Consider the following 22224-nt stretch of genomic DNA (forward strand, 5'->3'; position numbering starts at 1 on the left):
GAATACCAAGGCGATCGAGCGAACCATGGTTAAGGAACTCGGCAAAATGCCCCCGTAACTTCGGGAGAAGGGGGGCCCGGATCGTGTACCCACTAGCTGGGGAAGCGTGAAGGGCCGCAGAGACCAGGCCCAAGCGACTGTTTACTAAAAACACAGGTCCGTGCGAAGTCGTAAGACGATGTATACGGACTGACTCCTGCCCGGTGCTGGAAGGTTAAGGGGACCGGTTAGATCGCAAGATCGAAGCTGAGAACTTAAGCCCCAGTAAACGGCGGTGGTAACTATAACCATCCTAAGGTAGCGAAATTCCTTGTCGGGTAAGTTCCGACCTGCACGAATGGAGTAACGACTTGGGCGCTGTCTCAACCGTGGACTCGGCGAAATTGCACTACGAGTAAAGATGCTCGTTACGCGCGGCAGGACGGAAAGACCCCGGGACCTTTACTATAGTTTGGTATTGGTGTTTGGTTCGGCTTGTGTAGGATAGGTGGGAGACTGTGAAGCGGCCACGCCAGTGGTTGTGGAGTCAACGTTGAAATACCACTCTGGTCGTACTAGATGTCTAACCTAGGTCCATGATCTGGATCAGGGACAGTGCCTGATGGGTAGTTTAACTGGGGCGGTTGCCTCCTAAAATGTAACGGAGGCGCTCAAAGGTTCCCTCAGCCTGGTTGGCAATCAGGTGTTGAGTGTAAGTGCACAAGGGAGCTTGACTGTGAGACAGACATGTCGAGCAGGGACGAAAGTCGGAACTAGTGATCCGGCGTCGGCATGTGGAAGCGACGTCGCTCAACGGATAAAAGGTACCCCGGGGATAACAGGCTGATCTTCCCCAAGAGTCCATATCGACGGGATGGTTTGGCACCTCGATGTCGGCTCGTCGCATCCTGGGGCTGGAGTAGGTCCCAAGGGTTGGGCTGTTCGCCCATTAAAGCGGCACGCGAGCTGGGTTTAGAACGTCGTGAGACAGTTCGGTCCCTATCCGCCGCGCGCGCAGGAAACTTGAGAAAGGCTGTCCCTAGTACGAGAGGACCGGGATGGACGAACCTCTGGTGTGCCAGTTGTCCCGCCAGGGGCACGGCTGGTTAGCTACGTTCGGAAGTGATAACCGCTGAATGCATCTAAGCGGGAAGCACGTTTCAAGATGAGGTTTCCCACCACGTAAGTGGGTAAGGCCCCCAGCAGAACACTGGGTTGATAGGCCGGAGGTGTACAGCAGCAATGCCTAGCCGACCGGTACTAATAGGCCGAGGGCTTGTCTTACACTCACTTTACAAAAACGACAACGACCTACTGCGTACTCGCGTCCACAATCCAACACACACCACGTGTACAACACATGTGAATAGTGGCTTGGACACCCCACCACCCCGACCCGGGTGCACACACCCCCGGGAATCGGTGAGCACCGCGGTGGATGGTGTCCGCAAGAGTTACGGCGGCCATAGCGAAAGGGAAACACCCGGTCCCATCCCGAACCCGGAAGTTAAGCCTTTCAGCGCCGATGGTACTGCAACCGAGAGGTTGTGGGAGAGTAGGACGCCGCCGGACATACTTTGAGCAGCAGGGCTGCCCCTTTGGGGCAGCCCTGTTTGCATTTCCCTTGCAGGCGTGTGCCACCGGCCGTCCACAGCCCGCCCACGCGCACCCCGTCTCCACAAGCTCCCGCGCCCTGGGGCCGGGTCGTCGGTGCGCCCCGGTGAAGTGGCGCCCGGAGGTGATGAGCGATGGAATCACGCTCAACGAGGACGCGAAGCGATCAGGCCGCTGTCGGGGCCACGACGGCGGTGAACCTGGTGCGGCTGGTGGGACGGGTGTCCCAGCCCGAGGAACGGGCTCTGCCCAGCGGTGACACGGTGTGGACGTTCCGGGTGGTGATCGACCGTCCTGCGGGCGGCCGGAGCCGGCAGCGGGTCGACGCGATCGACTGCGCGGTCTGGTCGGGGCGGCTGCGGCGCTCGGTCCAGGGCTGGGCCGCGGGCGACCTGGTCGTGGTCACAGGCTCGCTGCGTCGCCGCTTCTTCCGCGCCGGCGGCGGTGCCGCGTCCCGAGTCGAGGTGGAGGCGACCGCCGGCCGGGTCATTCGTCGCGCAACGACCGCATGAGGATCCCGGGGGTTGGCTTCGGCTGGAAGGAGGTGGCCTTCTCCGGCAGCAGCCGGCCGGCCGTGGCGGCCGCGATGACCTGTCCGATCGCTGGCGCGGGGACGAGCACGGCGACGGCACGCTCCCCGCCGGTGCGGCCGAGGGCGTCCTCGACCGTGTGGTGGTAGCCGATGGTCGGCGCGGGCGACAGCAGTGGCAGCAGCTCGCCGTGCAGGACCTCGACGGCGGCCCGGGCGGGGGTCGGGAGCCTGAGGCTCGTCCAGTGATCGCCGTCGGTGACGACCAGGACCTCGGGGCCCAGCGCTGCGAGTGCCCGGGCCCGGTCCATCGTGGTGGCGACCGCGCCGCACGCGGTCGCCGCGGCGACCACCTCGCCGGCGCGGACTCCGCGCAGCGAGCGGTGGATGGCGCCCAGGAACAACGGGGTGTCGTCGTGGTCCACCACCATGGCCAGGGCGCGGTCGTGGGGGCCACCGGGTGACGTGCGCTGCAGGCGCAGGTAGGCGGCGTAGCGGTGGTGGCCGTCGGCGATCAGGGCCCGGCCGTCGGCTAGTCCGTGGTGCACGGCGTCCAGGGTGGTCGCGTCGCGCAGGGCCCAGATCCGGTGCTGCTGACCGGCGCGGTCCGCGAAGGCGGAGTCCGGCGTGCGCTCGCGCTCCTTCGCCAGCAGCGCACGCAGGCGGGCGGGGGCCCGGTGCACCAGCAGGATGGGCGTCTGGCTGATCTCCATCAGCTCCAGCCGGGCCGCGAGCTGCTCGACCTGGTGGCGGTGGACGCCTTCGTGCGGCAGCACCGCGCGGTCCTCCGGTCGCTCGGGGCGCCGGCTGATGTCGAGGGCGCCGACCAGCCCGCGCACAGTCATGCCCGCGGCGGTGTACTCGTGCAGGTAGACGGCCGGCCGCTCGTCGCGGACCAGGTCGCCGGTCGCCGTCCACCGGGCCACCCGAGCGGGCACCGCCCGGTAGGGGCGCCCGAGAGCGCGCGCCGACGCCGGGTCGCCAACCCGGCGGGCCGACAGGGTCAGCCCTCGGTAGCTGTGCAGGCACAGCGGCCCGGCGACGTCGGGAGCGCTGACCACGTCCCGGGAGTCCATCGGAGCATCGTAGGGTGCCCCGACAACCGTGACACCGCGAGGAGGACGCATGCTCGGATCGTCCGGCGCCCCGCTCCAGGAGAACTACGACCTGGCCATGCTCGACCTCGACGGCGTCGTGTACGTCGGCGGCGAGGCCGTGCCCGGTGCCCCTGCCCACCTGGCCGCGGCCCGCGCCGCGGGCATGCGGCTGGCCTACATCACCAACAACGCCGCGCGGCCGCCGCGCACGGTCGCCGAGCACCTCCAGGAGCTCGGCGTGCCGGCCGAGCCGGACGACGTCGTGACCTCGGCCCAGGCTGCCGCCCGGGTGCTCGCGGACCGCCTGGCGCCCGGGGCGGCGGTGGTGCTGCTCGGCGCGGACGGGCTGCGGGAGGCGCTGCTCGAGGTGGGGCTGGTCCCGGTGGGCGTCGAGGACGAGGCGGCGGCGGTGGTCACCGGCTACGCGCCCGAGGCGCTGTGGCGCGACATCATGCGGGTCGCGGTGCGGATCCGCGACGGGCTGTTCTGGGTGGCCAGCAACACCGACCTGTCCTTCCCGACGCCGTTCGGGGTGGCCCCCGGCCACGGCGTGCTGGTCGAGACCCTGGAGCGGTTCTCCGGGGTGCGGGCGGTCGTCGCCGGCAAGCCGGCTCGGCCGCTGCTGGACGAGACGGTGCGGCGGGTCGGGGGGCGGCGACCGCTGATGGTGGGCGACCGGCTCGACACCGACATCGCCGGCGGCCGGGTCAGCGGCGTGGACACGCTGCTGGTTCTCACCGGCGTCACCGGCCTCGAGGAGCTCCTCGCCGCGCCACCGCAGTGGCGCCCGACGTACCTCGCCCCCGACCTCGGGGGACTGGCCACCGCTCACGCCGCACCGGAGCGCCTGCGCGACGGCCGGGTCCGCGCGGGTGGGTGGACAGCCCGGGTCGAGGGCGGCGCGCTGGTCGTCACCGGCGACGGCCGGCCCGAGGAGTGGTGGCGTGCCGTCGCGGTCGCAGGGTGGGCCCACCTGGACGCCCACGGCATCGCCGCGGATGCGTCCGGTCTGGGGCAGCCGGTCCCGCCGGAGCCGGCGGCCGGGCGGTAGCCTCGGTGCCATGACTGAGCCCGTCGACGAGCACGAGGAGCCGGTGCGCACCGGCGTCGAGAGCGTCGATGAGGTGATCCTCGCCGTGGAGAACCTGGAGGAGCGCCCGATCGAGGAGCACGTGGGCGTCTTCGAGACCGTCCACGAGCAGTTGCGCCGTGCCCTCGACCCCGATCCGCAGCCGGGCCCCGGGCCCGCCGCGGACCGGCCCGCCTGAGCGCGGGAGCGACAGTGCCTCCGCGCCGCCTGCGCCTGGACGCCGAGCTGGTCCGTCGAGGACTCGCTCGCTCGCGTGAGCATGCCAGCGAGATGATCGCCGCCCGCCGGGTCCGGGTGCAGGGCGCCGTGGCCGGCAAGCCGGCCACCGGCGTCACCACCGACGTCGCGATCGTGGTCAGCGACGACCCCGAGCGCCCCGACTACGTGTCCCGGGGCGGTCACAAGCTCGCCGGCGCGCTGGCGGCGTTCGAGCCCGAGGGCCTCGTCGTCGCGGGCCGTCGCTGCCTGGACGCCGGGGCCTCGACGGGCGGCTTCACCGACGTGCTGCTGCGCCACGGCGCCGCGCAGGTGCTGGCCGTCGACGTCGGCTACGGCCAGCTCGCCTGGCGGCTGCGGCAGGACGAGCGCGTGGTCGTGCACGATCGCACCAACATCCGCCAGATCACCCCGGAGCTGCTGGGCGGCACCGTCGACCTCGTGGTCGGCGACCTGTCGTTCATCTCCCTCGAGCTGGTCCTCGACGCCCTGGTCGGAGTGACCGCCGACGACGGCGACCTGGCACTGATGGTCAAGCCGCAGTTCGAGGTCGGCAAGGACCGGGTCGGGAAGGGCGGCGTGGTTCGCGACCCGGAGCTGCGCGCCGAGGCGGTCACCGCGGTCGCCGCGGCCGCGGCCCGCCGGGGCTGGGGCGCCCGGATGGTGACGCCCAGCCCGCTGCCAGGCCCGTCGGGAAACGTCGAGTTCTTCCTGTGGCTGCGCCGCGGCCCGGCCACGATCGGCGCCGAGGAGATCTCCACCGTCGTGCGGGGCGCTGCCTCGCTGGGGGTGGCGGGTGAGAGGGTGGAGCAATGAGCGCTCCGGACCCGACCTCCGACGGCGTTCGCCGCGTGCTGATGCTCACCCACACGGGTCGGGCGCAGGCCCGCGAGGTCGCCCAGGCCTGCTGCAAGGCGCTCACCGCGCAGGGCATCGTGCTGCGGCTGCCCGCCTCCGAGGCCGCCGACCTCGACCTGGACCCCGCTTCCTTCGACCCGCCGCTGGAGCTGACCGCGGCCGAGGCCGGTGCCGGCGCCGGCCGCGACTGCGAGCTCGCGCTGGTCATCGGCGGTGACGGCACGATCCTGCGGGCCGCCGAGATCGTGCACGCCAGCGGCACCCCCGTCCTGGGCGTGAACCTCGGGCACGTCGGATTCCTCGCCGAGGCCGAGTACGACGCCGTCGAGTCCACGATCGATGCGATCGTGCACCGCCGCTACACCGCCGAGGAGCGGCTCACCCTCGACGTGCGCGTCTACCGCGACGGCGAGCTGGTCTCCACCACCTTCGCCCTCAACGAGGCCAGCGTGGAGAAGGCCGCCCGCGAGCGGATGCTCGAGGTCGTCGTCGAGGTCGACGGCCGCCCGCTGTCGCGCTGGGGCTGCGACGGCGTCGTCTGCGCCACGCCGACCGGCTCCACTGCCTACAACTTCAGCGCCGGCGGACCGGTCGTGTGGCCGGCCGTCGAGGCGCTGCTGATGGTCCCGATCAGCGCGCACGCGCTGTTCGCCCGCCCGATGGTGGTCGCGCCGACGTCGGTGCTGGCGGTCGAGCTGATGGCCCGCGCCGACGGTGCCGGCGTGCTGTGGTGCGACGGCCGCCGAGCGGTCGACCTGCCGCCGGGCGCCCGGATCGAGGTACGCCGCGGCGAGCAGCCGATCCGGCTGGTGCGGCTGCACGACTCGCCGTTCACCGACCGCCTGGTCGCCAAGTTCGACCTCTCGGTCGAGGGCTGGCGCGGCCGCGCCGAGCGGCGCCGGCGCGGGGACGACGATGCTTGAGGAGATCCGGATCACCTCGCTGGGGGTGATCGACTCCTCCACGATCGAGCTCGGCCCGGGACTGACAGTGATCACCGGTGAGACCGGCGCCGGCAAGACCATGATCGTCACCGCGCTCGGCCTGCTGCTTGGCGGCCGTGCCGACAGCGGCGCGGTCCGCTCGGGCGCCCGCGGCGCCCGGGTCGAGGGCGTCGTCGACACCCGGAGCCTGCCGGCGTTCGCCGCCGCCGTCGAGGACGCCGGGGGCCTGGCCGAGGACGACCGGGTGGTGCTGGCCCGCAACGTCTCCGCGGAGGGCCGCTCCCGGGCCTTCGCGGGCGGCGCGGCGGTGCCGGTCTCGACCCTCGCGAGCCTGGCCGAGCCCCTGGTCGCGGTGCACGGCCAGTCCGACCAGCACCGCCTCCTGCAGCCGCGCGCGCAGCGCGACGCGCTGGACCGGTTCGCCGGCGGCGACGTCGCCGCGCTGGCAGCGACGTACGCCACCGCCTTCGAACGGCTCACCGCGACCGAGCGGGAGCTCGCCGAGGTGATCGCCACCGCCCGCGACCGAGCCCGCGAGGCCGACCTGCTGCGCTTCGGGCTCGGCGAGATCGAGGCGGTCAGCCCGGAGCCGGGGGAGGACGCCACCCTGGCCGCGGAGGAGTCCCGGCTCGGCTTCGCCGACACCCTGCGCACCGCCGCGGAGCAGGCGCGCGAGGCGCTCTCCAGCGAGCACGGCGACCCGGACGCGCTCGCGGCCACCTCGGCGGCCCGCACCGCGCTCGACGGGGTCCGCGACCACGACCCCGAGGCCGGGGAGCTGGCCGACCGGCTGGCCGAGGTGACCTACCTGCTCTCCGACGTCGCGGCCGACGTCGCGTCCTACGCCACCCGGATCGACACCGACCCCGCCCGGCTGGCCACGGTCTCCGAGCGCCGGGCCGCGCTGACCGCGCTGACCCGCAAGTACGGCGCCAGCGTCGACGAGGTGCTCGCCTGGGCGGAGACGTCCGCGCGCCGGCTGCTCGAGCTCGACGGCACCGACGAGCGCATCGACGCGCTGCGGGCGCAGCGGCAGGAGCTGCGCGCCGACCTGGCCCGGGCCGGGCTCGCCCTGTCCAAGGCCCGGTCCGCCGCTGCTCAGCGGCTGGCGGACGCCGTGACCGAGGAGCTGACCCTGCTGGCGATGCCGCACGCGCGGCTCTCGATCGAGGTGCGCCAGCTCGAGGTCGCAGCGCCCGCGGACCCGGACGCCCCGGGTGCCCCGCTGCAGGCCGGCCGTCGCTGGCTGCGGTTCGCGCCCTCGGGTCTCGACGAGGTCGAGTTCCTGCTCGCCGCGAACACCGGCTCGGACCCCCGCCCGCTCGGCAAGGGCGCCTCCGGCGGTGAGCTGTCCCGGGTGATGCTCGCGGTCGAGGTAGCCCTCGCCGGCACCAGCCCGGTGCCGACGTTCGTCTTCGACGAGGTCGACGCGGGCGTCGGCGGCACGGCCGCCGTCGAGGTCGGCCGCCGGCTGGCCCGGCTCGCCCTCGGCGCCCAGGTCCTGGTCGTCACCCACCTGCCCCAGGTCGCGGCGTACGCCGACCGCCACGTCGTGGTGGAGAAGTCCAGCGACGGGACCGTCACCAGCTCCGGGCTCAGCGTGCTGAGCGAGGAGCAGCGGGTCGCGGAGCTCTCCCGGATGCTCGCCGGCCTGACCGGGTCCGACACCGCCCTGGCCCACGCCCGCGAGCTCCTCGAGGTCGCCCAGCCCGCCCGCGCGCTCGGCTGAGGCGGCCCGCGCGCGGGCGCCGGTGACCGGAGTCACGACCGACGCGCCCGGCCTCGAGGGTTGCCTCGAGGCGCCCGTTCGGTTTGTGAAGATGACCGGGTCATGAGAGCCAGCACCCGCACCCGTCCCGCACCCGATCCGTCCGGCGTCGTGGGGAACGTCCGCCTCGGCCGCGGGGCCCGCGCCCTGCTGCCCCGGGTGCGTCCCGGCGACGTCGTGGCCCTCGACCAGCACGACCTCGACCCCGCGACCGCCCGCGCGCTCGTCGACAGCGGGGTCGCCGCCGTGCTCAACGCCTCGCCGATGCTCTCCGGGCGCTATCCGAGCCGGGGCGCCGAGGTGCTCGCCGAGGCCGGCGTCCCGGTCCTCGACGGCGTGGGCGCCGAGGGCGTCGCGACCCTGCGCGAGGGCGCCCGGGTCCGGATCCACGACGCCCAGGTGCTCGACGAGGAGGGTGTCCTGCTCGCCTCCGGCCGGGTGGTCGACCTCGAGACCGTCCTGACCGAGATGGCGCAGGCGCGCCTGGGTCTCACCGCCCAGCTGGAGTCCTTCACCCGCAACAGCGTGGAGCTGCTGCGGCGCGAGGAGGGGCTGCTGCTGCACGGGCAGGGGATGCCGACGCCCGCCACGTCGTTCGCCGGCCGACCCGCTGTCGTCGTCGCCCGCGGCCACGGCCACCTGGCCGAGCTGGACGCGCTCCGCCCGTTCCTGCGCGAGCAGCACGCCGTGCTGGTCGCCGTCGGCGCCGCCGCCGACGACCTGCGCAAGCGCGGCCACCGCGCCGAGGTCGTCGTCCTGGACGCCGACGGCGAGCTGCCCTCGGCCCCGGCGCTGCGCGCCGCCACCGACGTCGTGGTCTGCGGCGGCCAGGGTCGCGCCGAGGTCACGGCCTCCCTGGAGCGGCTGGGCGTCCGTCCGCTGCACGTCGACTCCTCGGCCGCGACCGAGGACGCCGCCCTGCTGATCGCCCATGCGGGCGACGCCGAGCTCGTGGTGACCGTGGGCCTGGCCACCACCCTCGTGGACTTCCTCGACCAGGGCCGCCCGGGCCTGGCCAGCACCTACCTGACCCGGCTCAAGCTCGGCCCGTCGCTGGTCGACGCCGCCGCCGTGGCTCGCCTCTACTCCGGGCGGGTTCGCCCGCACCACCTGGTGCTGGTCGTCCTGGCCGGCATCCTCGCGCTGCTCCTCGCCGTCGGGGTCACCCCGGTGGGCCAGGAGTGGTGGGACCAGCTTCGTGACTTCAGTGAAGGGCTCTTCCGGTGATCTCCTACCGCCACCACGTGGTCTCCCTCGTGGCCGTCTTCCTCGCGCTCGCCGTCGGCATCGCCCTCGGCAGCACCGTGCTCGCCGACGCCGACGACGACACCACCCCCGACGCCCGCCCGGCGGCCGCCACGGGCGCCCCCGGGGCCGGGTACGGCGACGACTTCGCCCTCCAGGTCGCGCCTCGCCTGTACGCCGACGGCCTGGCCGGCCACCCGGTGGCCGTGCTCACGCTTCCCGGTGCCGACGAGCGCGACGTCGAGGCGCTGACCGAGCAGGTCGCCGCCGCCGGCGGCGGCATCGCCGGCCGCTACGACCTGCGTCCGGGCCTGGTGGCGGCGGGGGAGAAGACCCTCGTCGACACGCTCGGCCGCGAGCTGTCCGCCGCCACCCCCGGCGTGGCCGCGGACGCCCCGACGTACGTCCGGCTGGGCCAGCTGCTCGGCGCCGCCGCGGCCTCGACGGACCCGGCCGGGACGCCGCTCGGCGACACCGACGCGCCGGTGCGCGAGAGCATGGTCGCCGCCGACCTGCTGACGCTGGCCACGGAGCCGGTGCGGCGCGCGCCGCTGGTGCTCCTGGTGCTCGGCGACGAGGTCGAGCCGGCCGTCCTGGCCGGGATCTCCGCCGGCCTCGCCGAGAGCGCCACCGGGGTCGTGGTCGCGGGCAGCACCGCCGCCGGGCACTCCGGCGACCTGGCGAGCCTGCGCGCCGACCCGGCCGCCGCGGGGCTCTCCACCGTGGACGGGGTCGAGACCGGGCTGGGCCGGGTGACCGCGGTGCTCGCGCTGGTGCGCGAGCTGAGCGAAACAGGTGGGTCCTTCGGCGCTGCGAGTTCGGAAGGTGCCGTCCCGCTGGGATAGCATGGAACCCCGTGAAGCCCCGGACCCCCACCAAGCACATCTTCGTCACTGGAGGCGTCGCCTCCTCGCTGGGCAAGGGGCTCACCGCCTCGAGTCTGGGCCGGCTGCTCCGGTCGCGTGGACTGCACGTGACCATGCAGAAGCTGGACCCCTACCTCAACGTCGATCCGGGGACCATGAACCCCTTCCAGCACGGCGAGGTGTTCGTCACCAACGACGGCGCCGAGACCGACCTGGACATCGGCCACTACGAGCGGTTCCTCGACACCGACCTGAACCAGATCGCGAACGTCACGACCGGTCAGGTCTACTCCAGCGTGATCGCCAAGGAGCGGCGCGGCGAGTACCTCGGTGACACCGTGCAGGTCATCCCGCACATCACCAACGAGATCAAGGACCGGATCCGCGCCATGGGCGGCGAGGGCGAGGACCGCGTCGACGTCGTCATCACCGAGGTCGGCGGCACCGTCGGCGACATCGAGTCGCTGCCGTTCCTCGAGGCGGCCCGCCAGGTGCGCCACGACGTCGGGCGCGACAACTGCTTCTTCATCCACGTCTCGCTGGTGCCCTACATCGGCCCGTCGGGGGAGCTGAAGACCAAGCCCACCCAGCACTCCGTCGCCGCGCTGCGCCAGGTCGGCATCCAGCCCGACGCGATCGTGTGCCGCGCCGACCGCGAGCTGCCGGCGAGCATCAAGGGCAAGATCGCGCTGATGTGCGACGTCGACACCGAGGCCGTCATCACCTGCGCGGACGCCCCCTCGATCTACGACATCCCGAAGGTGCTGCACCGCGAGGGTCTCGACGCCTACGTCGTACGCCGCCTGGACCTGCCCTTCCGCGACGTCGACTGGAGCATCTGGGACGACCTGCTGCGCCGGGTGCACCACCCGAAGGAGGAGGTCACGATCGGCCTGGTCGGCAAGTACGTCGACCTCCCCGACGCCTACCTCTCGGTCGTCGAGGCGCTGCGCGCCGGCGGCTTCGCCCACGAGGCGAAGGTGCACATCCGCTGGATCCCCTCCGACGAGTGCGCCACCCCCCAGGGCGCCGCGCGCAACCTGCACGACGTCGACGCGATCTGCGTGCCGGGCGGCTTCGGCATCCGCGGCCTGGAGGGCAAGCTCGGGGCGCTGACCTACGCGCGCACCAACAAGATCCCGACCCTGGGCCTGTGCCTGGGGCTGCAGTGCATGGTCATCGAGTACGCCCGCACCGAGCTCGGCCTGAAGCAGGCCGGCTCCACCGAGTTCGACCCCGAGACCCCGGAGCCGGTGATCGCGACGATGGCCGAGCAGGTCGAGATCGTCGAGGGCGACGGCGACCTGGGCGGCACGATGCGGCTGGGCCTCTACCCGGCGCAGCTGCAGGAGGGCTCGGTGGTCCGCGAGGTGTACGGCGCGGCGCAGATCGAGGAGCGCCACCGGCACCGCTACGAGGTCAACAACGCCTACCGCGAGCCTCTGGAGAAGGCCGGGCTGGTCTTCTCCGGCACCTCCCCGGACAACAACCTGGTCGAGTTCGTCGAGCTGCCCCGCGAGCAGCACCCCTACTACGTGGCCACCCAGGCGCACCCGGAGCTGCGCTCGCGCCCGACTCGCCCGCACCCGCTGTTCGCGGGCCTGGTCGGGGCGGCGCTGGTGCGCCAGCGCGAGCTGCTGATCCCGATGGACGAGGACGCGGACCCCGAGCTGGCCCCCGCGGAGGCCTGAGCGGGGCCGCCCGCCCTTGTAACGCGCTGTTACGTCCACTAGGCGCCCGTTGCAGCGGGCGCCTAGTCGATGTAACAGCGCGTTACAGCGGCGCCCGCCCTGACAGCGGCGCTCCGGCCACGCCGGTGCGGCCCGGCCGGGGCCGCGGGCAGTAGCGTCGCAGCCATGACCGGGATCCCGACTCCGCTCGCCGACCAGTCCGAGTCCTGGCCGGTGACGGCCACCGAGGACCTGCACCGCGACGGGTGGGTGATGGCGCTGCGCGCCGACCAGGTGCGCCCGCCGGACCAGCCGGACGCCTCGCCGTTCCGGCGGCTGGTGCTCGAGCACCCGGGCGCGGTCGTCGTGCTGGCGCTCGACGACGACGACCGGGCGCTGTGCCTGTGGCAGTACCGCCACCCGGCCCGGCGGCGGTTCGTGGAGCTCCCGGCCGGGCTGTGCGACGAGCCGGGGGAGGACCCCGAGGACGTCGCCCGGCGCGAGCTGCGCGAGGAGGCCGGGCTCGAGGCCAGCGAGTGGACCCACCTGACCTCGACGTACCCCTCCCCGGGGATCCTCGCCGAGGTCCAGCACCTCTACCTGGCCCGCGGGATCACCGAGGTGGGTCGCGGCGACTTCGTCGTCGAGCACGAGGAGGCCGACATGGGCGCGGGCTGGGTGCCGTTCGGGGAGCTGCTCGAGGCGGTCCTGGCCGGGCGGGTCACCGACGGGCCGCTGGCGCTCGCGACCCTGGTCGCGCACGCCCGTGGTCTGGCAGGCTCGGCAGCACGAGGGTCGAGCGAGGGAGTGCGCGCATGAGGGTCGGGATCCCGCGGGAGGTCAAGGACCACGAGTACCGCGTCGCGTGCACGCCGGTCGGCGTGCACGAGCTGGTCGCGCACGGCCACGAGGTGCTCGTCGAGCAGGGCGCCGGCCGGGGCTCGCTCATCGACGACGCCGAGTACGTCGCGGCCGGGGCACGGATCCTTCCCGACGCCGACGACGTCTGGGCCGGCGCCGAGCTGGTGCTCAAGGTCAAGGAGCCGGTCGCCGAGGAGTACCACCGGCTCCGGGAGGGCCTGACCCTCTTCACCTACCTCCACCTGGCCGCCGACAAGACGCTGACCGAGCAGCTGCTGGAGCGCCGGGTCACCGCGATCGCCTACGAGACCGTCCAGCTGCCCTCCGGCTCGCTGCCGCTGCTCTACCCGATGTCGGAGGTCGCGGGCTGCCTCGCGCCCCAGGTCGGCGCGCACGCGCTGCTGCGGGCCGAGGGCGGCCGCGGCGTGTTGCTCGGCGGGGTCGGCGGCGTGGCCAACGCCAAGGTCGTGGTCCTCGGTGCCGGCGTCGCCGGCCAGAACGCCGCCAACATCGCGCTGGGGATGGGGGCCGACGTCACGCTCCTCGACACCGACCTGGACAAGCTGCGGATGTCGTTCTGGCGCTACAGCAACCGGGTGCACGGTCTGGCGTCCTCCCAGCTCGCGGTCCAGCAGCAGGTGCTCGCCGCCGACCTGGTCATCGGTGCGGTGCTGGTCCCGGGCGCCCGGGCGCCGAAGCTGGTCAGCAACGACCTGGTCGCCGCGATGAAGCCCGGGTCGGTGCTCGTCGACATCGCCGTCGACCAGGGCGGCTGCTTCGAGGACACCCGGCCCACCACGCACTCGGACCCGACGTACGCCGTGCACGAGTCGATCTTCTACTGTGTGGCGAACATGCCCGGCGCCGTCCCGAACACCTCGACCTACGCGTTGACCAACGCGACCCTGCCCTATGCCGTGGCCCTGGCCACCAAGGGCTGGCAGCGCGCCTGCACCGAGGACCGCTCGCTGGCGCTCGGTGTGAACACCCACGCCGGCCGGCTGGCCAACGCGCCCGTCGGCGAGGCCGTCGGCATCGCTGCCGTCTCCCTCGACGAGGTGCTCGCCTGAGCACCGTCACGGCGCCCGCGGACGGCCTGTCCCGCGCGGTGCGCACCTACCTCGACCACCTCTCGGTGGAGCGCGGCCTGGCCGCCAACACCCTGTCGTCCTACCGGCGCGACCTGCGCCGCTACGTCGACCACCTCGCGGCCCAGGGCATCGGGGAGCTCTCGGAGGTCACCGAGGCGACCGTCTCCGGCTTCCTGGTCCGGCTGCGCGAGGGCGACGGCGAGCACCCCCCGCTCGGCTCCAGCTCCGCGGCCCGCACGGTCGTGGCGGTGCGCGGCTTCCACCGGTTCGCGGTCGCCGACGGGCTGGCCGAGACCGACCCGGCGGCCACCGTGAAGCCGCCGACCCCGGCCAAGAGGCTGCCCAAGGCGCTGCCGCTCTCCGACGTCGAGGCCATCCTCGAGGCCGCCGGCGCGCCCGGCACCACGCTCGCGCTGCGGGACTGGGCCCTGCTGGAGGTGCTCTACGGCACCGGCGCGCGGATCTCCGAGGCCGTCGGGCTCGATGTCGACGACCTCGACTGGGGCCCCGCCGGTCCCGACGGGGCCGAGGGCGCCGGGGACGGGACCGTGCTCCTGCGCGGCAAGGGCGGCAAGGAGCGCCTGGTCCCGGTCGGCTCCTACGCGCGGGAGGCCGTGCAGGCCTACCTGGTCCGGTCCCGGCCCGAGCTCGCGACCGCCGCGACCGGCACCGGCAGCGGCGGGGCGCTGTTCCTGAACGCCCGTGGCGGCCGGCTGTCGCGCCAGTCCGCCTGGGCGGTGCTGGTCAAGGCCGCCGACCGAGCCGGCGTCACCCGCGACGTGTCGCCGCACACGCTGCGGCACTCCTTCGCCACCCACCTCATCGACGGCGGCGCCGACGTCCGCGTGGTCCAGGAGCTGCTGGGGCACGCCTCGGTGACGACCACGCAGGTCTACACGCTGGTCACTGTCGACAACCTGCGCGAGGTCTTCGCCGCCGCCCACCCGCGGGCGCGCGACTGATGGCCGACGTCCCCCGGCTCGACGTCCCCACCGGCGCCGACGCCGACGAGGTCTACGACCGCCTCGTCGACTGGGCCGACCGCCAGGGGCTGGCCCTCTACCCGCACCAGGACGAGGCAGTCATCGAGCTGCTCGGCGGCGCGAACGTCGTGCTGGCCACGCCCACCGGCTCGGGTAAGTCGATGGTCGCGACCGCGGCCCACGCCGCGGCCCTGGCCACCGACCGGGTGAGCTTCTACACCGCGCCCATCAAGGCGCTGGTCAGCGAGAAGTTCTTCGCGCTCTGCGAGGTCTTCGGCGCCGACAACGTCGGCATGCTCACCGGCGACGCGGCGGTGAACGCCGACGCGCCGATCATCTGCTGCACCGCCGAGGTGCTCGCCAACATCGCGCTGCGCGAGGGCGAGCGCGCCGACGTCGGCCTCGTCGTCATGGACGAGTTCCACTTCTACGCCGAGCCCGACCGGGGCTGGGCCTGGCAGGTGCCGCTGCTGGAGCTGCCGCAGGCGCAGTTCCTGTTGATGTCGGCCACGCTGGGCGACGTCACCGACCTGGCGGCCGACCTGACCCGTCGCAACGGGCGCGCCACTGCGGTCGTCGCCGACGCCGAGCGCCCGGTGCCGCTGACCTTCAGCTACGCGCTGACCCCGCTGGCCGAGACGCTCGAGGAGCTGGTCACGACCGGTCAGGCGCCGGTCTACGTCGTGCACTTCACCCAGGCCGCCGCGGTCGAGCACGCCACCTCGCTGCTGAACGCCGGCTGGATCCCCAAGCCCGGCCCGGAGCTGGCCGAGCGGCTGGGTGGGTTCCGGTTCGGCGCCGGCTTCGGCAAGACCCTCTCCAAGCTGCTGCGCCGCGGGATCGGCGTGCACCACGCCGGGATGCTGCCGCGCTACCGGCGGCTGGTCGAGCAGCTCGCCCAGGCGGGGCTGCTCCAGGTCATCTGCGGCACCGACACCCTCGGGGTCGGGATCAACGTGCCGATCCGCACGGTGCTGTTCACCGGCCTGGCGAAGTTCGACGGCACCCGCCAGCGGGTGCTGCGCAGCCGGGAGTTCCTCCAGATCGCCGGCCGCGCGGGGCGCGCCGGCTACGACACGGCCGGGTACGTCGTGGTGCAGGCGCCCGAGCACGTCATCGAGAACGAGCGCGCCAAGGCCAAGGCCGCCGCCAAGAACGCCGCGATGAGCGTCGAGAAGCAGGCCAAGCGGAAGTCCAAGGCCCAGCTGAAGAAGGCCCCGGACGGCGTCGTGGTCTGGTCCGAGCAGACCTTCGACAAGCTCGTCGCCGGCACCCCCGAGCCGCTGGTGTCCCGGATGCGCGTGGACAACGCGATGCTGATCAACGTCGTGGCCCGTGAGGAGGACGGGTTCGCGGTGCTGCGCCGGCTGCTGACCGACAACCACGAGGACCGCCGCCAGCAGCTGCGCCTGGTCCGGCGCGCGCTGCGGCTGGCCCGCTCGCTGGTCCGCTCCGGGATCCTGACCCGGCTCGAGGAGCCCGACGAGTTCGGCCGGCGCTACGTGCTCACCGTCGATCTGCCCGTGGACTTCGCGCTCAACCAGCCGCTCGCGCACTTCGCGCTGGCCGCCCTCGACGTGCTCGACCCCGACTCGCCCGACCACGCCGCCGACGTGGTCTCGGTGGTCGAGGCGGTGCTGGAGGCGCCCCGCCAGGTGCTGATGGCCCAGCAGTTCGCAGCCCGCGGGGAGGCCGTGGCCGAGCTGAAGGCCGACGGCGTCGAGTACGAGGAGCGGATGGCGCTGCTGGAGCAGATCACCTGGCCCCAGCCGCTCGCCGAGCTGCTCGGCGCGACGTACGAGATCTATCGCCAGACCCACCCCTGGCTGCCCGAGGACGCGCTCTCGCCGAAGTCGGTGGTGCGCGAGATGTACGAGCAGGGCATGAGCTTCACCGACTTCGTGGGCCGCTACCAGCTCGCGCGCTCCGAGGGGCTGGTGCTGCGCTACCTCACCGACGCCTACCGGACCCTGCGGCACACGGTCCCCGAGCAGCACCGCACCGCCGAGCTCGACGATCTCGAGGAGTGGCTGGGGGAGACCGTGCGCCAGACCGACTCCTCGCTGCTCGACGAGTGGGAGGCGCTCACCGACCCCGCGGCCGTGGCCCGGAAGGCCGCCGAGCTGGCCCGGCACGAGCCGCCGCCGTCACCGCGGCCGATCTCGCGCCAGGAGCGCGCCTTCACCGTGATGGTCCGCAACGCGATGTGGCGCCGCGTTGAGCTCGTCGCCCGCGACGACCTCGACGGACTGATGCGCCTGGAGCGGGCGGCCGCGGAGCGTACCGAGCCGGCCCGGTCCGTGCCGATGACCCGCTCGCGGTGGGACGAGGCGATCGAGGCCTACTACGACGAGCACGACTCGGTCGGCACCGACGCCGCGGCCCGGGCCCCGAAGCTGCTCGCGATCGAGCACGCCACCGGGGTCCCGGCGGGCGTCGACGAGGACGAGCATCCGGGCACCGCACGGCTGTGGCGGCTCACCCAGACCCTCGACGACCCGGCAGGCGACCACGACTGGGTGATCGAGGCCGTGGCCGACCTGGACGCCTCCGACGAGGCCGGCGAGCTGGTCCTGGCCACGACCGCGATGCGGCGGCTCTGAGGCTCGAGGCTCTGGACGCCCCCGCGTGGGATCGTGGGGTGAGCCACGACGTCGCCGGACGGTGGATGTGGTGCAGGAGGAGCGATGAGGGTGACCCGCCTGGGCGCTGGACCGCTGGTGGTGGTGGTCGCCGCCGGCTGCGGCAGCGCGTCGACCGAGGAGCGGGCGGCGCCCCCGAGCGGCCCGCTGCTCGTCTCCGGTGCCGGCAGCGGCAGCGGCGACGACGCCCTGGTGGCCGGTGAGGTCAGGTTCGAGGACGGATGTCTCACGCTGGACGGCCTGCCGGTGGTCTGGCCCCGGGGCACCACCTGGGACGCGGACGCCCGCGAGGTCGTCCTGGCTCATGGGGATCGCGTCGCCATGGGGGACGCCGTGTCCGGTGGTGGTGGCTACCACGACGCCGACGGGCTGGCCGTCATTCTCGGCGAGCGCGATGCGGCGATGGCAGCCGCGTGCGCGGGCCCCACGAACGAGGTAGCACTCTTCAACGCCGGGGACGAGGTCACCCGCGTCGGCTGAGCCGTGGCGTCGTCGCGCGGACCGGCGACGGGGGGTGACGGCGCCCGATCCGGCGCCACGTAGGGTCTGGGCCATGAGTCAGGTCGACGTCGCCAACGCACCGGAGAACAGCCGCTACGAGGCCCGGATCGGCGGGGAGCTCGCCGGGTTCGCCGACTACGTGCTGCGCGAGGGCCGCATCGTGTTCACCCACACCGAGGTCGACGACGCCTTCGAGGGCCAGGGCGTCGGCTCCGCGCTCGCGCAGGGCGCGCTCGACGACGTACGCCGCAGCGGGAACCGCGACGTGGTGCCGATGTGCTCGTTCATCAAGGTCTGGATCGACAAGCACCCCGACTACGCCGACCTGGTCGCCGACCCGGTCTGAGCGCCCGGCCGGCCCCGCCGCCGGCCGCCCGTCCTCCACAGGTCTGTGCACAGGGGGCGCGCCCCCTGTGCATGCCAGGCGGGGCCTCTGCACAGATGTCCGCACCGGTGCCCCGGTTCCGCCCACCCGCTTGTTCGGCGTCGGCGGGCGGACCTAGGCTCCCACCCGTCGGTCACAAGTCGTCGTGTCGACATAATGGGACGGGAGCAGCAGATGAGCGATGGCGGTTTCCACTCCGGGACCGGCGCCCCGCAGCTGCCCCCGCTGGTGCGCACCCCGCGCCCGACCCCGCCGGCACCACCGACCACGTCCGGAGATGACCACGTGTCCGACCCCCTGCCGTTCGAGCAGCCCCTCCTGCGCGAGCGCCCCGCCGCCCCGACCTCCGAGGTGGCGCTCGGCCCCACCGGGCGCCCGATGCCGGTGTTCCCCGAGCCGGCGCCGGTGACCGAGCACGGCAACGCCCGGGTCATCTCGATGTGCAACCAGAAGGGCGGGGTCGGCAAGACGACCACGACCATCAACCTCGGCGCGGCGCTGGCCGAGTACGGCCGCAAGGTGCTCCTCGTCGACTTCGACCCGCAGGGCTCGCTGTCGGTGGGTCTGGGGCTCAACCCCCACGAGATGGACCTGACGGTCTACAACCTGCTGATGGAGCGCGACGTCAAGGTCGAGGACGTCATCGTCCCCTCCGGCGTGCCCGGCATGGACCTGCTGCCGTCCAACATCGACCTCTCGGCCGCCGAGGTGCAGCTGGTGCACGAGGTGGCCCGCGAGCAGACCCTGGCCCGGGTGCTGGCGCCGGCGGTCAAGGACTACGACGTCATCCTCATCGACTGCCAGCCCTCGCTCGGGCTGCTGACCGTCAACGCGCTCACCGCCTCCGACGGCGTCATCGTGCCCCTGGAGTGCGAGTACTTCGCGCTGCGCGGGGTCGCGCTGCTGAAGACCACCATCGACAAGGTCACCGAGCGGCTGAACCCGCGCCTGGTCATCGACGGCGTGCTCGGCACCATGTACGACGGCCGCACCCTGCACGCGCGCGAGGTCATGGAGCGGCTGGTCGACGCCTGGGGCGAGCGGGTCTTCCACACAGTGATCCGCCGCACCATCAAGTTCTCCGACTCCACCGTCGCCGGCGAGCCGATCACCTCCTACGCCTCGTCCTCCGCCGGCGCCGACTCCTACCGCCAGCTGGCCCGGGAGGTGCTCGCTCGATGCCTCGACGGGTGAGCCTGCCCTCCGCCGACGACCTCTTCCGGCCCACCGCCCCGGCGCCGGAGAAGCAGTCCGCGGTCCGGGCCGTGCCCGACGCCCCGGCGGAGGAGGCCCCGGCCCCGGAGCAGCCGCGCCGGCCCAGCGGCCGGGTCCGCCACGACGAGAAGATGACCGTCTACATCACCTCCGAGGAGCTGCTCGAGATCGAGCACGCCCGCCTCGCGCTGCGGCGCGGCCACGGGCTCGCGGTGGACCGCGGCCGGCTGGTGCGTGAGGCGGTCGCGCTGGCGCTGGCCGACCTCGACGCGAACGGCGAGGACAGCGCGCTGGTGCGACGGCTGAGCGAGGGATGACCTCGGCGCCCGAGAGCACGACCAGCGGCCCCCGGTCCGGGGCCGCCCAGCCCGGTGATCAGCCGAGGGAGCAGCCCGGGGACGAGCCCGGCGGGTTCGCGGTGCGCCTGGAGAACTTCGAGGGCCCCTTCGACCTGCTGCTCAGCCTGATCGCCAAGCACAAGCTCGACATCACCGAGGTCGCGCTCTCCCAGGTCACCGACGAGTTCATCGCCCACGTCAAGGCCGGCGGCCCGGTCTGGGACCTGGAGCAGACCACGTCCTTCCTGCTGGTCGCCTCCACGCTGCTGGACCTCAAGGCCGCCCGGCTGCTCCCGCAGGGCGACGTCGAGGACGAGGAGGACCTCGCCCTGCTCGAGGCCCGCGACCTGCTCTTCGCGCGGCTGCTGCAGTACCGCGCCTTCAAGCTCGTCGCCGGCGTGCTCGAGACCCGGCTGGGCGCCGAGGCCCGCCGGCACCCGCGGGCCGTGGGGCTGGAGGACCGCTTCGCGAACCTGCTGCCCGAGGTGCTGATCGGGATCGGCCTGGAGCAGTTCGCCGCCCTCGCCGCGAAGGCGATGGAGCCCAAGCCGGTGGTCGAGGTGAGCCTGCAGCACATCCACGCCAACACCGTCAGCGTCCGCGAGCAGGCCGGCATCGTCGTGGACCGGCTGCGCCGCAGCGGCACCATGACCTTCCGGGCCCTGTGCGGCGACTCGCCGGACCGGCTCACGACAGTGGCCCGCTTCCTGGCCCTGCTGGAGCTGTTCCGCGAGGGCGTGGTCTCCTTCGACCAGGTGACCCCGCTGGGCGAGTTGAGCGTGCGCTGGACCGGCGAGGACGACGCGGACGTCGACGAGCTGGTCCGCGACGAGTTCGACGGCGCCCCCACCGAGCCCGCCGCCCCCGACGTACGCGGGACCCCCGAAGGAGAGGACACATGAGCGACGAGGTCTCGACCCCCGCCGAGCTGCGGCCCGCGCTGGAGGCCGTGCTGATGGTGGCCGACCAGCCGCTGGACGCGCTCACGCTGGCCAGCGCCGTGGGGCACTCCGTCGACGAGGTGCAGGCCGCGCTGGCAGCCTTGGCCGCCGAGTACGCCGAGCAGGGCCGCGGCTTCGAGCTGCGCAACGTCGCCGGCGGCTGGCGCTACTACACCCGCGAGGAGTACGCCGGGGTCGTCGAGGCCTTCGTGCTCGAGGGCCAGCAGGCCCGGCTCACCCAGGCCGCGCTGGAGACGCTGGCAGTGGTCGCCTACAAGCAACCGGTCTCCCGCGCCCGGGTCTCGGCGATCCGCGGCGTGAACGTCGACGGGGTGATGCGCACGCTCCTCGCCCGCGGGCTGGTCGAGGAGGCCGGCCAGGACACCGAGACCGGCGCCAACCAGTACCGCACCACCAGCTACTTCCTGGAGCGGATCGGGGTGACCTCCCTGGAGGACCTGCCCGAGCTGGCGCCGTACCTGCCCGACATGGACGACCTCGAGGACGAGCTGACCGCGATGGCCCAGCCCTCCGAGCCTCCCGTGAGCCCCCAGACCCCCACCCACACCCCCGCACCCGACCAGGAGCACCAGGCATGAGCGGCCCCGAGATCGAGACCGACGACGAGGGCCTGGTCCGCCTGCAGAAGCTGCTGGCCCAGTCGGGCGTGGCCTCGCGGCGCAAGTGCGAGGAGCTGATGCTCGGCGGGCTGGTCGAGGTCGACGGCGAGGTCGTCACCCGGCTCGGCACCAAGGTCGACCCGCGCACCGCCGTGATCCGCGTCGAGGGCAAGCGGCTGCCGCCGGTCTCCGAGCAGGTCTACCTGGTGCTCAACAAGCCGCGCGGCGTGGTGTCGACGATGTCGGACCCCGAGGGCCGCCGGACCCTCTCGGACCTGGTGGCGGACCGCCCCGAGCGGCTCTTCCACGTGGGCCGGCTGGACACCGACACCTCCGGGCTGCTGCTGCTGACCAACGACGGCGACTTCGCCCACCGGATGGCGCACCCCTCCTACGAGGTCGACAAGACCTACGTGGCCGAGGTCGAGGGCGAGGTCACCCGCGCCACGATCAAGAAGCTGCTCGCCGGGGTGACCCTGGAGGACGGCCCGGTCGCGGTGTCGCGCGCGAAGGTGGTGCCCTCCGGGCCGCAGTACGGCAAGGACCGGTCCATCGTCGAGCTGGTGATCCACGAGGGCCGCAACCGGATCGTGCGCCGGCTCCTGGACTCGGTGGGCCATCCGGTCCGCCGCCTGACCCGGACCGCGTTCGGGCCGGTCCGGCTGACCGGCCTCAAGCCCGGCGAGCTGCGCGACCTGACCCGCGAGGAGCTCGGCGAGCTCCTGGACACCGCCCAGCTCTGACTCCCGCGCCGGCTCCGGCGGTGGCAGG

At 73.1% G+C, this 22224-nt stretch carries 21 protein-coding genes and 2 rRNA genes (1 of these 23 only partly in view); 22 read left to right on the top strand and 1 reads right to left on the bottom strand.

The annotated features are described in order from the left end of the window. The 3 genes from EBO35_RS08645 to EBO35_RS08655 form a co-directional block, all read left to right on the top strand. Positions 1-1263: ribosomal RNA gene (locus tag EBO35_RS08645) — 23S ribosomal RNA — on the top strand (it extends 1854 nt beyond the left edge of the window). 171 nt (positions 1264-1434) lie between these two features. Then, positions 1435-1551 (top strand): 5S ribosomal RNA (gene rrf / locus EBO35_RS08650). A 176-nt stretch (positions 1552-1727) separates the two neighbouring features. After that, the gene (locus EBO35_RS08655) at positions 1728-2105 is read left to right on the top strand and encodes a single-stranded DNA-binding protein (RefSeq protein WP_122817353.1); all 378 of its coding nucleotides are present in this window, start codon (positions 1728-1730) and stop codon (positions 2103-2105) included. Here the strand turns inward: EBO35_RS08655 and EBO35_RS08660 are convergent. After that, positions 2080-3198, bottom strand: a complete 1119-nt coding sequence (locus tag EBO35_RS08660) for a DUF1015 family protein (RefSeq protein WP_164477872.1) — start codon at positions 3196-3198, stop codon at positions 2080-2082. The genes EBO35_RS08655 and EBO35_RS08660 overlap by 26 nt on opposite strands. Positions 3199-3247: 49 nt before the next feature. On the opposite strand from EBO35_RS08660, the gene EBO35_RS08665 reads away from it, so the two are divergent. The 19 genes from EBO35_RS08665 (at position 3248) to EBO35_RS08755 (ending at position 22196) form a co-directional block, all read left to right on the top strand. Further along, positions 3248-4270, top strand: coding sequence for an HAD-IIA family hydrolase (locus tag EBO35_RS08665; protein ID WP_122817355.1), 1023 nt, complete (start codon positions 3248-3250; stop codon positions 4268-4270). A gap of 10 nt (positions 4271-4280) precedes the next feature. Then, a complete protein-coding gene (locus tag EBO35_RS08670; protein WP_122817356.1) occupies positions 4281-4487 on the top strand; it encodes a hypothetical protein in 207 nt (68 codons plus the stop codon). A 14-nt stretch (positions 4488-4501) separates the two neighbouring features. Then, complete coding sequence (locus EBO35_RS08675) at positions 4502-5341, top strand: TlyA family RNA methyltransferase (protein ID WP_122817357.1); 840 nt, start codon at positions 4502-4504, stop codon at positions 5339-5341. Beyond that, the gene (locus EBO35_RS08680) at positions 5338-6306 is read left to right on the top strand and encodes an NAD kinase (RefSeq protein ID WP_122817358.1); all 969 of its coding nucleotides are present in this window, start codon (positions 5338-5340) and stop codon (positions 6304-6306) included. Before EBO35_RS08675 ends, EBO35_RS08680 begins: the two co-directional genes overlap by 4 nt. Next, entirely contained in the window at positions 6299-8056 is a 1758-nt protein-coding gene (recN, locus tag EBO35_RS08685; protein ID WP_122817359.1) for a DNA repair protein RecN, read from the top strand. Before EBO35_RS08680 ends, recN begins: the two co-directional genes overlap by 8 nt. 102 nt (positions 8057-8158) lie before the next feature. Next, on the top strand, positions 8159-9322 hold the full coding sequence (gene steA / locus EBO35_RS08690) for a putative cytokinetic ring protein SteA (RefSeq protein ID WP_122817360.1): 1164 nt from the start codon (positions 8159-8161) through the stop codon (positions 9320-9322). Continuing rightward, on the top strand, positions 9319-10185 hold the full coding sequence (locus tag EBO35_RS08695) for a copper transporter (protein ID WP_122817361.1): 867 nt from the start codon (positions 9319-9321) through the stop codon (positions 10183-10185). The genes steA and EBO35_RS08695 overlap by 4 nt, the downstream gene beginning before the upstream one ends. Positions 10186-10196: 11 nt before the next feature. Continuing rightward, positions 10197-11897, top strand: coding sequence for a CTP synthase (locus EBO35_RS08700; RefSeq protein ID WP_122817362.1), 1701 nt, complete (start codon positions 10197-10199; stop codon positions 11895-11897). Positions 11898-12062: 165 nt separating this feature from the next. Then, positions 12063-12695: an NUDIX domain-containing protein gene (locus EBO35_RS08705; RefSeq protein WP_122817363.1), complete on the top strand. Its 633-nt coding sequence runs from the start codon at positions 12063-12065 to the stop codon at positions 12693-12695. Beyond that, complete coding sequence (gene ald, locus EBO35_RS08710; RefSeq protein ID WP_122817364.1) at positions 12692-13807, top strand: alanine dehydrogenase; 1116 nt, start codon at positions 12692-12694, stop codon at positions 13805-13807. The genes EBO35_RS08705 and ald overlap by 4 nt, the downstream gene beginning before the upstream one ends. Positions 13808-13845: 38 nt before the next feature. Beyond that, complete coding sequence (locus tag EBO35_RS08715; RefSeq protein WP_206422716.1) at positions 13846-14790, top strand: site-specific tyrosine recombinase XerD; 945 nt, start codon at positions 13846-13848, stop codon at positions 14788-14790. Further along, complete coding sequence (locus tag EBO35_RS08720; protein WP_122817365.1) at positions 14790-17414, top strand: DEAD/DEAH box helicase; 2625 nt, start codon at positions 14790-14792, stop codon at positions 17412-17414. Before EBO35_RS08715 ends, EBO35_RS08720 begins: the two co-directional genes overlap by 1 nt. A gap of 84 nt (positions 17415-17498) precedes the next feature. Next, positions 17499-17933, top strand: a complete 435-nt coding sequence (locus EBO35_RS08725) for a hypothetical protein (protein ID WP_164477873.1) — start codon at positions 17499-17501, stop codon at positions 17931-17933. Between the two features lie 73 nt (positions 17934-18006). Beyond that, positions 18007-18300, top strand: coding sequence for a GNAT family N-acetyltransferase (locus tag EBO35_RS08730; protein ID WP_122817367.1), 294 nt, complete (start codon positions 18007-18009; stop codon positions 18298-18300). Positions 18301-18717: 417 nt separating this feature from the next. After that, positions 18718-19533: a ParA family protein gene (locus EBO35_RS08735; RefSeq protein WP_122819525.1), complete on the top strand. Its 816-nt coding sequence runs from the start codon at positions 18718-18720 to the stop codon at positions 19531-19533. Next, positions 19518-19871 carry a hypothetical protein gene (locus EBO35_RS08740; protein ID WP_122817368.1) on the top strand — a complete coding sequence of 118 codons (354 nt, stop codon included), beginning with the start codon at positions 19518-19520 and terminating at the stop codon, positions 19869-19871. Before EBO35_RS08735 ends, EBO35_RS08740 begins: the two co-directional genes overlap by 16 nt. Next, positions 19868-20794, top strand: coding sequence for a segregation and condensation protein A (locus EBO35_RS08745; RefSeq protein ID WP_122817369.1), 927 nt, complete (start codon positions 19868-19870; stop codon positions 20792-20794). Before EBO35_RS08740 ends, EBO35_RS08745 begins: the two co-directional genes overlap by 4 nt. Then, the gene (scpB, locus tag EBO35_RS08750) at positions 20791-21432 is read left to right on the top strand and encodes an SMC-Scp complex subunit ScpB (protein ID WP_122817370.1); all 642 of its coding nucleotides are present in this window, start codon (positions 20791-20793) and stop codon (positions 21430-21432) included. The genes EBO35_RS08745 and scpB overlap by 4 nt, the downstream gene beginning before the upstream one ends. Next, a complete protein-coding gene (locus EBO35_RS08755) occupies positions 21429-22196 on the top strand; it encodes a pseudouridine synthase (RefSeq protein ID WP_122817371.1) in 768 nt (255 codons plus the stop codon). Before scpB ends, EBO35_RS08755 begins: the two co-directional genes overlap by 4 nt. Positions 22197-22224: the final 28 nt, after the last annotated feature.

The organism is Nocardioides pantholopis, assembly GCF_003710085.1.
Lineage (GTDB): Bacteria > Actinomycetota > Actinomycetes > Propionibacteriales > Nocardioidaceae > Nocardioides > Nocardioides pantholopis.